Origin of the sequence: Rufibacter radiotolerans (assembly GCF_001078055.1) — a bacterium.
Classification (GTDB): Bacteria; Bacteroidota; Bacteroidia; order Cytophagales; family Hymenobacteraceae; genus Nibribacter; species Nibribacter radiotolerans.
The window spans coordinates 3,163,468-3,176,253 of sequence record NZ_CP010777.1 but is presented as its reverse complement, the minus strand read 5'-3'; the positions used below and the strand labels follow the sequence as shown (position 1 = coordinate 3,176,253).

General features: G+C 52.2%; 12 protein-coding genes. 10 read left to right on the top strand and 2 right to left on the bottom strand.

Annotation, left to right across the window (positions count from 1 at the left end; genetic code table 11):
* The first annotated feature begins 15 nt into the window (after nt 1-15).
* The 8 genes from TH63_RS13130 (at nt 16) to TH63_RS13095 (ending at nt 7,789) form a co-directional block, all read left to right on the top strand.
* Complete coding sequence (locus tag TH63_RS13130) at nt 16-669, top strand: LolA family protein (protein ID WP_048921341.1); 654 nt, start codon at nt 16-18, stop codon at nt 667-669.
* A 129-nt stretch (nt 670-798) separates the two neighbouring features.
* Nucleotides 799-1,629 (top strand): orotidine-5'-phosphate decarboxylase, encoded by an 831-nt coding sequence (pyrF, locus tag TH63_RS13125; protein ID WP_048921340.1) that lies wholly within the window; start codon nt 799-801, stop codon nt 1,627-1,629.
* A gap of 127 nt (nt 1,630-1,756) precedes the next feature.
* Nucleotides 1,757-3,052: a DUF2851 family protein gene (locus TH63_RS13120; protein WP_048921339.1), complete on the top strand. Its 1,296-nt coding sequence runs from the start codon at nt 1,757-1,759 to the stop codon at nt 3,050-3,052.
* Nucleotides 3,049-4,344, top strand: a complete 1,296-nt coding sequence (locus tag TH63_RS13115) for a hypothetical protein (RefSeq protein WP_048921338.1) — start codon at nt 3,049-3,051, stop codon at nt 4,342-4,344. The genes TH63_RS13120 and TH63_RS13115 overlap by 4 nt, the downstream gene beginning before the upstream one ends.
* Before the next feature lie 165 nt (nt 4,345-4,509).
* Complete coding sequence (locus TH63_RS13110; protein ID WP_048921337.1) at nt 4,510-5,142, top strand: acetyltransferase; 633 nt, start codon at nt 4,510-4,512, stop codon at nt 5,140-5,142.
* Nucleotides 5,143-5,345: 203 nt separating this feature from the next.
* A complete protein-coding gene (gene trhO, locus TH63_RS13105; RefSeq protein WP_048921336.1) occupies nt 5,346-6,314 on the top strand; it encodes an oxygen-dependent tRNA uridine(34) hydroxylase TrhO in 969 nt (322 codons plus the stop codon).
* 90 nt (nt 6,315-6,404) lie between these two features.
* Nucleotides 6,405-6,875 (top strand): HAD domain-containing protein, encoded by a 471-nt coding sequence (locus TH63_RS13100; protein ID WP_048921335.1) that lies wholly within the window; start codon nt 6,405-6,407, stop codon nt 6,873-6,875.
* 50 nt (nt 6,876-6,925) lie between these two features.
* The gene (locus TH63_RS13095; protein ID WP_048921334.1) at nt 6,926-7,789 is read left to right on the top strand and encodes a nucleoside phosphorylase; all 864 of its coding nucleotides are present in this window, start codon (nt 6,926-6,928) and stop codon (nt 7,787-7,789) included.
* Nucleotides 7,790-7,882: 93 nt separating this feature from the next.
* Here the strand turns inward: TH63_RS13095 and TH63_RS13090 are convergent, their stop codons facing one another.
* Together TH63_RS13090 and TH63_RS13085 are read right to left on the bottom strand one after the other, a co-directional pair.
* Complete coding sequence (locus tag TH63_RS13090; RefSeq protein WP_076606657.1) at nt 7,883-8,182, bottom strand: hypothetical protein; 300 nt, start codon at nt 8,180-8,182, stop codon at nt 7,883-7,885.
* Nucleotides 8,183-8,324: 142 nt separating this feature from the next.
* A complete protein-coding gene (locus tag TH63_RS13085) occupies nt 8,325-9,344 on the bottom strand; it encodes an acyl-CoA reductase (protein WP_048921332.1) in 1,020 nt (339 codons plus the stop codon).
* A gap of 124 nt (nt 9,345-9,468) precedes the next feature.
* On the opposite strand from TH63_RS13085, the gene TH63_RS13080 reads away from it, so the two are divergent.
* Nucleotides 9,469-9,819 (top strand): 4Fe-4S dicluster domain-containing protein, encoded by a 351-nt coding sequence (locus tag TH63_RS13080; protein ID WP_048921331.1) that lies wholly within the window; start codon nt 9,469-9,471, stop codon nt 9,817-9,819.
* A 247-nt stretch (nt 9,820-10,066) separates the two neighbouring features.
* The gene (locus TH63_RS13075) at nt 10,067-12,700 is read left to right on the top strand and encodes a valine--tRNA ligase (protein WP_048921330.1); all 2,634 of its coding nucleotides are present in this window, start codon (nt 10,067-10,069) and stop codon (nt 12,698-12,700) included.
* Nucleotides 12,701-12,786: the final 86 nt, after the last annotated feature.

The window sequence follows — 12,786 nt, the reverse complement described above, 5'->3', positions numbered from 1 at the left end:
ACAAAATAAGAACCCATGAAACGAATATTTTCCCTTCTGCTCGCCTTTTTGCTGGTAGTGCCTTTTGCCCAGGCGCAGAACGCCCAGAAAGACCCGCAGGCCCAGAAAATTCTGGATGCCATGAGCAAGAAGTACCAGGCCATGAATGCTTTTAAAGTTTCTTTCACCCAGACGCTGGAAAGTCCTTCCACCAAGGTGAAGGAGTCCATCAACGGCGATATCACGGTGGCCGGCAATAAATTCAGGCTGGCCGTGGCCGGGCAGGAGATCATCAACAACGGCGCCACCATCTGGACCTTCATGAAAAAGGAGAACGAAGTGACCATCTCAGACTTTGACCCCGAAGAGCAGGAAATGACGCCTAACCAGATCTACACCCTCTATCAGAAAGGCTACCGCTATGTGTATGCCGGCGAGGAGAAAGTGGGCGGCGAAGCGGTGCACGTAGTGGACCTGACCCCGGATGACCGCGATAACCAGGTGTTCAAAGTAAGGCTGCACATCAGCAAGAAGGACAACTCCATCAAGTCCTGGAAGATGTTCCGCAAGAACGGGAACCGCTACACCTATTCGGTGAAGAAGTTTACCGCCAATCCTCCCCTGGAGAACAACTATTTCGCTTTTGATAAGAGCAAATACAAAGGTGTGAAAGTGGTAGACCTTCGTTAGGACTGACCAAATTATCAATCAGTGAAAGGCTCCTGCAGAAATGCGGGAGCCTTTTCTGTTTTTGACCTTTTTTTCAGAAAACGAGCCAAAAACAGGTTAGATTTGCGGTAGCACCTGATTGAAATTCCCATGACCAGAGACCAGTTATTTGAACAGATTCAGCGCAAGCGCTCTTACCTATGCATTGGGCTAGACACAGATCTGAAAAAAATCCCGCCGCACCTGCTGCAGTTGGAAGACCCTATCTTTGAGTTTAACCGCCAGATCATTGAAGCCACCCAGGACCTGTGCGTGGCCTACAAACCCAACATCGCGTTCTATGAGGCACACGGCCCCAAAGGCTGGGTGAGCCTGGACCGTACGTTGTCCGTGATCCCGGAGAATATTTTCGCTATTGCCGATGCCAAGCGAGGAGACATAGGGAATACCTCAGAACTGTACGCGCGCGCCTTTTTTGAGCAGATGGACTTTGATGCCCTCACGGTGGCCCCGTATATGGGCATAGACTCCGTGACCCCTTTCCTGCAGTTCCCCAATAAATGGGTAATCCTGCTGGCCCTTACCTCTAACCCCGGCCATGACGATTTTCAGTTGCTGAGCGTGGTGTCTGAGGGCAAGTCTTATTTCCTATTTGAGAAAGTACTCAAAGACAGCCAGAAATGGGGTTCCGCCGAGAATATGATGTACGTGATTGGCGCCACCCGCCATGACTATATTGAACGGGTACGGGAAATCGCGCCAGACCATTTCCTGCTGGTGCCCGGCGTAGGCGCGCAAGGCGGAAGCCTGGAGGAAATCTCCCGATTCGGCATGAACCGCCAGTGTGGCCTCTTGGTGAATTCTTCCCGCCAGATCATCTACGCGTCGCAGGGCGAAGACTTCGCGGAGAAAGCCCGGGCCGCCGCTATGGCCGTGCAACAGCAAATGGAACGCTACCTGAACGAGTACCTGCCGAAATAGAAATGTCTGCAGCCTGAAGTTTAGTTATTCGGGCCTGTTTCCCGGAAAACGAGCCCTAAAACAGAAACAGCCTTTCCCGGTCTCTTGCGTAGAAGCACTGGATACGAGAAAGGCTGTTTCTGTTTGCATGAAAGAAGATTTCCTCCACTACGTCTGGCAATACCAATACTTCCTGAAAGATAACCTGCGTACTACCGCCGGCGAGGAAATAGTAGTCAGGACGCCTGGCCTCTACAACCGGTCAGATGCCGGGCCAGACTTTTCTAATGCCCGCATATTACTAGGGGATACGGAGTGGGTGGGAAGTGTGGAACTGCACTTACTGACCTCTGACTGGCAACGGCACAGGCACCAGCAGGACGCTAAATACAACCAGGTGGTATTGCATGTGGTGTGGGAAGAAGACGAGTCCGTGCAACGGGAGGAAGGGACACTTATGCCTACCCTGGAGCTGAAAGGCCGCGTGGATTTGTCCTTGCAGGCCCAGTACCAGGAATTGCTCTGGAGCCAGGAAGAGATCCCGTGCGCCGCGCAGGTCCCGCGGGTGGACAGTATCTATAAGTCGGCCATGATGGAGAAGACCCTGCTGGAAAGGCTGCAACTGAAAGCCGACCTTGTTCAGGAGCGCCTCACCCAAACCCGGCAAGATTGGGAAAGTACGGTGTACCAGACCATGGCCGCCGGCTTCGGGTTCAAGATCAACCAACAGGGTTTTTCTCAACTCACGCAGGTGTTGCCGCTTTCTCTGATAAACCGGTACCGGCACGTTCCCAAACAACTAGAGGCTTTGGTATTTGGGCAGGCTGGTTTGTTAGTTTCGCTGGAGGAGCAGGTTGCTTATTTGCAGGAACTGGAAAAAGAACATCAATACCTCACCCAGAAACATAGCTTGTCGGCCCCGCTGCCCCAGAGCGCCTGGAATTACCTTCGGCTGAGGCCCGCTAATTTCCCGGCCATTCGGGTAGGGCAATGGTTGGCCGTACTGCAGGCGCATCATCACTTATGGGCAGACCTGGTGGCCTGCGATAACCTGGAGGATTACTTTACTTATTTCAGACAATCCCCGCCGGCTTATTGGCAAGAGCACTATGCACCCGGAAGAACTTCGGCCCAGCTTTACCAGAGAATTGGAGACGATAGCATTCAGGGGCTGTTGATTAATGTGGTGGCTCCTTTGCTGGTCGCCTACAGCCGGCTGCAGGGCAATGACGGCTATCAGGAAAAAGCCGTGACCCTGCTGGAACGCCTGGTCAAGGAACAGAACAAAATCACGCGGATTTATACCGGGCTTGGCTTCCCGCACACCTGCGCCGCCGACTCCCAGGCCTTGCTGGGGCTGTACCAAAATTACTGTGCTCCCAAGAAATGCTTACATTGCAGCATCGGGCACCGCCTGCTGAAACAGAACCTATCACCCGCATGAACCTACTGACCAGGCTGCATCTTCCTTTCTTCTTTCTGTTGGTGTATCTACTTTGGTCCCAGGCCCGGCAGAGCCAAGCCTTGCGGCGTTTCTTCTGGCCCGCACTGTTTCTGAAGTTAGTCGGTGGCTTTTTGTTAGGGTATATCTACTTAGAATACTTTGGCGGCGGAGACATGGGGTTGTTCCATCAACAGGCAAGTGCGGTAAACGCAGCAGCCCAGGAAGATCCAAATCAATATATACGCTTACTGCTTTTCAATGAGCTAGGAGATATGCCCATCGGGTTTTCCCGGTGGCCGGGGTATTCCAACTCCTTCTTCTTCGTGAAACTACTGAGCCTCCTCCATTTCCTGACCGGTAGTTCCTTCTGGGGCAGCGGTTTGTATCTCTCCTTGTTCAGTTTCTGGGGATGTTGGTACCTGGTAGACAAGTTGCAGCGGTATTTTCCAGAGTATAGCACCGCAGCGGTCATCGCTTTTCTGTTTTTCCCCTCGGTGGTTTTCTGGACAGGAGGTGTCTCCAAAGACAGTGTATTTATGGGCAGTCTTTGCCTCACCATAGGGTTGGTGTTGCAATTAGGACAAGCCAAAGAGAAAGCGGTCAATCTGCATAATAGCATCCTTTTGCTGGCCAGCATCTACCTGCTCTGGAAAATCAAGTTCTTTTTGGCTGCGGTGGTATTGGTGCTGCTTTTCTCCTGGCTATTCATGCAATGGCTAACGAAGCAAGTAAAATGGCTGCAGCCGAAGGGGAGGCAATTACTAGTCTGGGGTATGCTACTGCTGACCGGGGGCTTTGTGGCTTCCTTTGCGCACCCCACCTTCAACCTAGATTTTTTTGTGCAGCATATTGTCTGGAATTACACCAATCTGCTGGCCAAGTCTGATCCCACCAAACCGCTGTTGCTGCTCCCGGGGTTAGATGCGAATGTTTGGTCTTTTATAAGATATTCTCCTGAGGCGGTGTTCCAGATGCTGTTCCGGCCCTTTGTATGGGAACCAACGCCGTTGTTCTACAAATTGGCAGGGTTGGAGAATTTACTTTTACTGGTATTGGTGAGCATAACTATAGGGTATCTATTGTACCAGAAACGATGGCCTCGTCTGCCGGGTTTCTTAGTGGTATTGCTTGTTTTCTTTTTCATCGGGGCGGTATTGGTTTCGTTGCCCACGCCCAACCTGGGAACCCTGTTCAGGTACCGCGCGCCGCTGCTACCGTTTTTCCTGACGGTGGTGCTGGCATGGGGACCCTGGCAGAAGTGGTTCAATGGGCTAATCAGGTGGGGGCGTTAACCTATTCCATTTTCTTTGCCTATTTTTGCAGGCTGTTCCGTTTTAGACCCATTTTTCCCAAAACTGGTCCAAAACGCCAATCGCTTTCCCGGTAAAGGGAGAAAATTCAGGGTCTTTTGCTTTCAAAGAAGCCAGGCCCGCCAACCATTTAACTGAAAGAAGATCATGCAGAACCCTGTAATTATATTAGGTGCTCAGGAATTGGGCGTGTTGGCCTTAGACGCCTTCCAGAGCAATGACGTGGTGGTGTATTGTTTCCTGGATGACCAGGTGGCGCTGCAGCAGAAAGAGGTGAACGAGATCACCGTGATGGGCAACACCGAAGATGAGAAAATACTGAAGCTCCTGGGCAAGAAATGCGATGTGTTCGTGGCCGCCGAGGACATGGCCGCCCGCAAGAGCCTGGTGAAAATGCTCAAGGAAGAGTATCAGGTCGTGCCGGTCAACGCCATCCATAAATTCAGCTACGTGTCAGAGCACGCCTGGCTGGGCCACGGCAACTTCATTCAGGCCGGGGCCATCGTGAACGCCAACGCCAAGATTGGCGAGAACTGCCTCATCGGCTCCAGAGCCGTGGTAGATGCCCACGCCGAGCTGGGAGATAACGTGCAGTTAGGCCCAGGTGCCATGATCAACCCAGGCGTGACCGTAGGCGAGGGCGCCTTTATTGGGACCGGTGCCATTGTGGTCTCGGGTGTGAAGATTGGCAAGAACGCCCGCGTAGGCGCCGGCGCCGTGGTAATCGCCGACGTGCCCGCCAAACAAACCGTTTTCGGGAATCCGGCCAAAGCCGTTTAAATTTTAGACATAAGACACAAGAGGTAAGACTTGTGGAATCTTGAAATACAAGAAGACTCAGAACTGACAAAGGTCATTTTCTGTTTCCAGCCTGTTTTCTGTAAATTCGCACCAAAACAAAGACGCTGGTGTTTCCGAAATTAGCACATCAGCACATAAACCAATTAGCACATTGACTACACTTAGTCTGAAACTAAGCACGTATGAAAACCTACAGTATCTTACTTTATTACTACTACACCAAAATTGAAGACCCGGAACTATTCCGCGAGGAGCACCACCTGCTGTGTCTTAAGTTGAATCTGCTGGGCCGCATCATCGTCGCTCCTGAAGGCTTGAACGGCACCGTTTCGGGCCTGACCGAAGACTGTGAAGCCTACATGGCGGCCGTGAAAGCTGACCCCCGTTTTGCGAGCATCGACTTTAAGGTGGACTATGCAGATGCCCACGCGTTCACCAAGCTGCACGTGCGCCACAAGCCCGAGATTGTTCACGCGGGCCTCCGGAACATTGACCCCACCGAACGCACCGGCGTGCATTTATCGCCTACGGAGTTCCGGGACATGAAAGACCAGGACGATGTGGTGGTGCTGGACGTGCGCTCAGACTATGAGCACAGCATGGGCAAGTTCAAGAATGCCGTCACCCTTGATATTGAGAACTTCAGGGAGTTTCCTGAGAAGATAGATGAACTGAAGGAGAAGTACGAGGGCAAGAAAATCCTGACGTACTGCACCGGCGGCATCAAGTGCGAAAAAGCGAGTGCGTTCCTGCTGGAGAAAGGCTTTGAGAACGTGTACCAGCTGCACGGCGGCATCATCAAATACGGCATGGAGGCCGGCGGTGAGGACTTCGAGGGCAAGTGCTACGTGTTTGACAACCGCGTGGCCGTGGAGGTGAATACCGTGAATCCGGTGGTGATTTCCAGGTGCCACGTGTGCGAGACGCCTTCGGCGAGGATGGTGAACTGCGCCAACCCGCACTGCAACCTGCACGTGCCCATCTGTGAGAGCTGCGGCACCAAGATGGACGGCGCCTGCTCCACCACCTGCCAGGAGCACCCCGACAAACGCCCCTATGACGGCACCGGGTATTACCAGAAGAACACCAACGGCTACAACCCGTACAAAGGTCTGAACCGCCGCAAGACGGAGCAGCCCAAGGCCCTGTAAGATAAAACAACAATAGAAAGAAAGCGCCTGATGTTGCTACCCTTCAGCACTGTCAGGCGCTTTTCTTTTAAGTTGCCAAGACGTCGTTTGATGAAAATTCTGTTGGATATTGATGGCGTTCTGGTAACTACACCAAGTTGGAGACCAGTGGAGTCTGAAGCAGACGGCTTTATGAAGTTCAACGCCTTTGCTACAGAAAACTTGAAAAAGCTTATGGAGGAAACGGGTGCAGAGATTGTGCTGACGTCGTCTCACAGGATAAGCTACTCAGAACAAGAATGGAGAAAGATTTTTGAGCGGAGGGGTATATATTCTACTTCAGTTTCAAAAATTAACCAGATAACAACTATCGGTACTTTAGTTAGCCGTGCTGATGAAATCCAAGAATGGGTAAACTCTCTAATTGGAGACGAAACCTATGTAGTACTTGATGATGATTCTTCTATCAGAGGATTGCCAAATTCCATTTTGGAAAAATGTGTATTGACAAGTTCATTTAAAGGATTAGATGAAGAAGCAACAAAAAAAGCTTTGATGATTTTAAATCATACTATTAAATAGGGGACAGAAAGCCTTCTATTATAAAGTCCACCACCTAAAACTATGAACCTATGGCCCGCATCCCGGAGTCTGAATTAATCCTGAACCCAGACGGTAGCATCTACCATCTCAACCTTTTGCCTGAGCAGATCTCAGATACCATCATCACCGTGGGTGACCAGGACCGGGTGGAACGGGTAAGCCGCCATTTTGATTCCATTGAGGTGCAGGTGGCCAAGCGCGAGTTTGTGACCCACACCGGGTATTACAAAGGCAAGCGCATCTCGGTGGTGTCCACGGGCATCGGCACAGACAACATTGACATTGTGTTCAATGAGCTGGACGCCCTGGTGAACATTGACTTTGTAAGCCGTGAGGCCCTGGAACATGACGACCGGATATCTCTGAGAATAGTGCGCATCGGTACCTCGGGATCCCTGCAGGAAGACGTGCCGCTGGGCAGTCACCTGGCTACGGAATACGCCCTGGGCCTGGATACGCTTATGCAATTCTATCCGCTCATGGAGACGGGGTATGAAACCGAGATTGCCGTAAACCTGCAGTTGGCGCTGGGCCTTGGGTTCCTGCCGTACTGCGCCAAGGGCTCTGATCTGTTGCGCGAGCAATTGGCTTTTGATATGATCCATGGCAACACCGTCACCTGCCCCGGGTTCTATGGCCCGCAGGGCCGATTGCTTCGCCTGCAACCCAAGATTGAGGACGTGATCCAGAAGCTGAGCAGCTTCAGGTTTGAGGACGTGCGGTTCACCAACTTTGAGATGGAGACCGCCGGTATCTATAGTCTGGGCCGTTTGCTGGGCCATGAGGTATTGTCGCTGAACGCCATTGTGGCCAACCGCATCACCAATCAGTTTGCCGCCAACCATGAAGAGGTGGTAGATGACCTGATCCTGAAAGTGCTGAACAGGCTGTAAACACCTCTATCACCCTAAAACAGCAATGCCCTGGTTGTAGGACCGGGGCATTGCTGTTTTATATCGGCTGAGCCGAAAGGGAAATGGATTTCATTAAAAGAACTCCACTCCCAGAATAGCTTTGGTTGGCAATGAGGCGCCAGATTTGAGGGAGGTGAAATCTTCGTCGGCTTGCCAGATGGTGGTCTGCATTCTATAGACTTCGCCGGAGGCCACCTGAAACGTGATCTCTACTTTCCCGTGGTAGCCATTGCCCAGCAGGCTGGCGCGGTTCAGGTCATGCAGGCGCTTTTTCTGGGAGGCTTCGTCTGGGAGCACATCCTGGGTACTGAACTGCAGGTCAGGAACGATTTCTTTTTCTACCAAAGGATAAGACGACGCGGCATTTTCCATAGCAAACATATTAGGTCCAATTAAAAAATAATTCAATATTTAGTCAAACGATAGACAACGCAAATTAGCTATTCCCCGAACAAAAAAACTGCCCGAACTTTACGTTTTAGGGCAGTTTTGAGAAAAACAGGCTAGAAACAGCCTATAAGGTTAAAAGGAATTCCAAGGTATCTACGCCGTCTGCGTAGTCGCTCACGGCGGGGCACTGGGCCTGGCCAAACGCGAAGCTTTTCTCCCACACGCCTTCCTTGGAAACCACGCACTGCAGCTTCTCTTGCACCTGCGCCAGTTTCTCCCGCAGGTCCTGGTCATTGGCGTACGTCTCATAGAACAGCACCGAGATAGGAGAGACCAGCTGCTTGCTTTCCGTGACCATCAAAAAGCCGTTGTCAAGGTGCGGCACGCCGTTCACCAGCAGAATGGACTTGTTGTAGTCATAGTTGTTGCGGTACTTGTGGTGGTCTACCACGTCTTTCTTGTATTCCAGGGCTTCAAAGAAAGGCGTGAAATCATAGCCTTCGGGCACGTAAGCCTTGGCTACGTTGCGGCAACCCAGGCCGTAGTACCGCAGGATGTCATCACCTAAGGCGGAAAGTTCTTCTTTGGTTTCAAAGCCGGTGAGCACGGCCACGCTAGTGCGGTTCTTTCTGATGATGTGCGGCCGCTTGGCGAAATAGTATTCAAAGTAGCGGGCGGTGTTATCTGAGCCGGTGGCGATGATGGCGTCAGACTCTTTGAGCATGGCCACAAACTGTACCTGCGTGCCAAAACGGTCATCCAGCTCAATCAGTTTGTCCAGAAGATGTTTTATGAGAAAGGGGTCGTCTGAGCTCAGCTTAGCCTGCAGAATATGGCCCGAGAGAAGGATACACAAAGCGTCATGGAAACCCACCGCCGGAATATTGCCTGCCATCACCACGCCCACTTTTTTGGGGTTGGGTTGCGTTTCAGGAAGGTTGTATTGGGCCACCCAGTTCTCCAGTTGCTCTTGCTGCAGCATGTGGGCAATGCCATCCAGGGCCGCTGAAACATTTGGCAGGTCAAAGAAGTTATTGTGCTGCCCGGCCCGTCTTGCCAGGTACTCGCGTTCCTCCTGGGGTAACTGCCGTACGTAATCGCCTAACTGGATGAATGCGGAAAGTCTATTTTTGAAAGATAGCATGAAGGAGTAACAGTGTAAACGTGAGAAACGTTTGATACAATGCGCGCTAAGTATTACTTTTGCCCGCGGAATGGCGTACCGATTGCCGGTGCAAAATTACTAAAAAGAAACAGGAGATACGATTATGGCGATAATGATAACGGATGAGTGTATCAACTGCGGCGCATGTGAGCCGGAGTGCCCCAACACGGCTATCTACGAAGGTGGAGTGCAGTGGACCTGGGCAGATGGTACCTCTCTGACCAAAGTGGAGATTGACGGCGGAGAAACCGTGGACGGCAAAGCGCCCCAGCCCCCCATCTCAGACGAATTCTATTACATTGTCTCAGATAAGTGCACCGAGTGCGTTGGTTTCCACGAGGAACCCCAGTGCGCCGCCGTGTGCCCGGTAGACTGCTGCGTAGATGACCCAGACTACCGTGAGGCCGAAGAAGACCTGTTAGCCAAGAAAGAGTGGCTGCACGCCGCCAGTTAATAGGCTTTATTTGAACCGCATTTCAGAAGACCCGCCCCGTGCGGGTTTTTTGTTGGATTTCGTTTTAGGCCTGTTTTCCTAAAATCAAGGCTAAAACGAAGTGGTAATTCAATTGCTTCTATCTAACCTCTATTATCTGAGCCGTAAGTCTTCTAATTTGTTATTTTTGCGTTTTATTTTTATCCCGAGGTCGATTAACAAGCATATGTCTTGCTACGTGATACTCGCTACCTGATACAAGCTAAAGATGTCTATTCCTAAAACATATAACCCCAAAGAAGTAGAAGACAAGTGGTACGCCACCTGGCTGGAACGCGGCTTCTTCAAGTCAAAACCCAATCCTAAGAAAGAGCCTTACACCGTGGTGATTCCGCCGCCCAACGTAACGGGGGTGCTGCACATGGGCCACATGCTCAACAACACCATTCAGGACGTGCTGGTGCGCCGTGCCCGTATGCAAGGCAAGGAAGCCTGCTGGGTACCGGGTACCGACCACGCCTCTATCGCCACCGAGGCGAGGGTAGTGGCCATGCTCAAGGAGAAGGGCATCAACAAAAGCGACCTCACCCGCGAGGAGTTCCTGCAATACGCCTTTGAGTGGAAGGAGAAGTACGGCGGCATTATTCTGGAGCAGCTCAAGAAACTGGGTGCCTCCTGTGATTGGGACCGCACCCGCTTCACCATGGAGCCGGATTTGACGGCCGCCGTGATTGAGGTGTTCGTAGACCTGTACCGCAAAGGCCAGATCTACCGCGGCGTGCGCATGGTCAACTGGGACCCACAAGGGTTGACTGCCCTGTCTGACGAGGAAGTGAATTTCAAGCAGGTGAACGGCAAGCTGTATTACCTGCGCTATGGCATTGAAGGCTCTGACGAAGTGCTCACCGTGGCCACCAAGCGCCCTGAGACCATCATGGGCGACGTGGCTATCTGTGTGCACCCCGAGGACGAACGCTACAAGCATTTAGCTGGTAAGAAAGCTATTATTCCGCTGGTGAACCGCGCCATCCCTATCATCTTTGATGAGTACGTGGACCGTGAGTTTGGGACCGGGGTATTAAAGGTGACTCCTGCGCATGACATCAATGACTATGAACTGGGCCAGAAGCACAACCTGCCCAGCATTGACGTGCTAAATGACAACGGTACCATTCATGAGCGCGCCGGCCTGTACGTGGGCGAGGACCGCTTTGTGGTACGCAAGAAAATCACCAAGGAACTGGAGGCCAAAGGTCTGCTGGAGAAGGTGGAGGACTCGGTTTCTAACGTTGGTTTCTCTGAGCGCACCGATGCCGTGATTGAGCCTAAGCTGTCAATGCAGTGGTGGTGCAAGATGGACCAGATGGCCAAGCCCGCGCTGGAGAACGTCATGAATGACACCATCAAGCTGCACCCGCCCAAGTTCAAGAACATGTACCGTTCCTGGATGGAGAACGTGCATGACTGGTGTATTTCGCGCCAATTGTGGTGGGGGCAGCAGATTCCGGCATATTACCTGCCGGACGGCACCTTTGTAGTGGCGCGCACCGCAGAGGAAGCCCTGGAGGAAGCCCGCGTCAAGACCAATAACCCCAAACTGCAGCTGTCTGACCTCCGTCAGGACGAAGACGTATTGGATACCTGGTTCTCTTCGTGGCTATGGCCTATCTCCGTTTTTGACGGTTTCAAGGACCCGGACAACGAGGATATCCTGTATTACTACCCTACCAATGACCTGGTCACCGCCCCTGAGATCCTGTTCTTCTGGGTTGCCCGTATGATCATGGCCGGCTACGAGTTCCGCAAGGAGCTTCCGTTCCGTAACGTGTACCTGACCGGTATCGTGCGCGATGGGCAGGGCCGCAAGATGTCCAAGTCATTGGGCAACTCCCCAGACCCGCTGGTACTCATAGAGCAGTACGGCGCCGACGGTGTGCGCGCGGGCATGCTCTTCAGCTCGCCGGCCGGCAATGACCTGCTGTTTGACGAGAAGCTCTGCGAGCAGGGCCGTAACTTCAGCAACAAGATATGGAACGCCTTCCGCCTTATCAATGGCTGGGAAGTAAACCAAACGCTGCCTAACCCCAACGAGAAAGCCATTAAGTGGTTTGACTCCAAATTCAACGAGGCCCTCAATGTGCTGGAAGACCATTTTGAGAAGTTCCGGATCTCAGATGCCCTGCTCACGGTCTACAAACTGGTGTGGGACGATTTCTGCTCCTATTACCTGGAGATGATCAAACCGGCGTTCGGTTCACCTATTGACCCTGAAACCCTGCAGACCACCTACGGTTACCTGGAAAAACTCATGAAGGTGCTGCACCCGTTCATGCCGTTCATTACCGAGGAGATCTGGAACAGCATGAAAGAGCGGGCTCCTAAAGATTGCCTGGTGGTAGCGTCCTGGCCAGAGAAAGGCCGCATTGACACCGACCTGCTCAAGCAAACCGAGTATGTGCTCAACGTGGTGGGCCAGATTAGGAATGTGCGCAACAGCAAGAACCTTTCGCCGGCCAAGAAGCTGGCCCTGCACGTGCGGATGGTAGACGGCAAAAACGCTATTGCGGGATATGAAACTTTGGTAAGCAAACTGGCCAACCTGAGTGAAATCCAGGAAACCGACCAGCAACTGGACAACGCCCTTTCTTTTGTGGTAGACAGCTCTGAGTTCTTCATCCCAATGGAGGGCACGATTGACGCCGCCGCCGAGCGCGAACGTATTCTCAAGGAACTGGACTACACCAAAGGCTTCCTGGCCTCAGTAGAGAAAAAGCTGAGCAACGAACGCTTCGTGGCCGGCGCCCCAGACGCCGTCCTCAGCGCAGAACGCAAAAAACAGTCAGACGCCGAAGCCAAAATCGCGGCCTTGGAGCAAAGTCTTTCCGCCCTGTCGAAGGAGTAGGGATTAAATTTTTACCTACATAAAAAGGGGCTGCTCCAGATGGAGCAGCCCCTTTTTCGTTTTAAGCCTGTTTTTCTGAAAACTGC

Excerpts from the sequence above, each read along its gene's own strand:
- TH63_RS13130 (WP_048921341.1), top strand. The coding sequence starts at position 16 with ATGAAACGAATATTTTCCCTTCTGCTCGCCTTTTTGCTGGTAGTGCCT.
- pyrF (WP_048921340.1), top strand. The coding sequence starts at position 799 with ATGACCAGAGACCAGTTATTTGAACAGATTCAGCGCAAGCGCTCTTAC.
- TH63_RS13120 (WP_048921339.1), top strand. The coding sequence starts at position 1,757 with ATGAAAGAAGATTTCCTCCACTACGTCTGGCAATACCAATACTTCCTG.
- TH63_RS13115 (WP_048921338.1), top strand. The coding sequence starts at position 3,049 with ATGAACCTACTGACCAGGCTGCATCTTCCTTTCTTCTTTCTGTTGGTG.
- TH63_RS13110 (WP_048921337.1), top strand. The coding sequence starts at position 4,510 with ATGCAGAACCCTGTAATTATATTAGGTGCTCAGGAATTGGGCGTGTTG.
- trhO (WP_048921336.1), top strand. The coding sequence starts at position 5,346 with ATGAAAACCTACAGTATCTTACTTTATTACTACTACACCAAAATTGAA.
- TH63_RS13100 (WP_048921335.1), top strand. The coding sequence starts at position 6,405 with ATGAAAATTCTGTTGGATATTGATGGCGTTCTGGTAACTACACCAAGT.
- TH63_RS13095 (WP_048921334.1), top strand. The coding sequence starts at position 6,926 with ATGGCCCGCATCCCGGAGTCTGAATTAATCCTGAACCCAGACGGTAGC.
- TH63_RS13090 (WP_076606657.1), bottom strand. The coding sequence starts at position 8,182 with ATGGAAAATGCCGCGTCGTCTTATCCTTTGGTAGAAAAAGAAATCGTT.
- TH63_RS13085 (WP_048921332.1), bottom strand. The coding sequence starts at position 9,344 with ATGCTATCTTTCAAAAATAGACTTTCCGCATTCATCCAGTTAGGCGAT.
- TH63_RS13080 (WP_048921331.1), top strand. The coding sequence starts at position 9,469 with ATGGCGATAATGATAACGGATGAGTGTATCAACTGCGGCGCATGTGAG.
- TH63_RS13075 (WP_048921330.1), top strand. The coding sequence starts at position 10,067 with ATGTCTATTCCTAAAACATATAACCCCAAAGAAGTAGAAGACAAGTGG.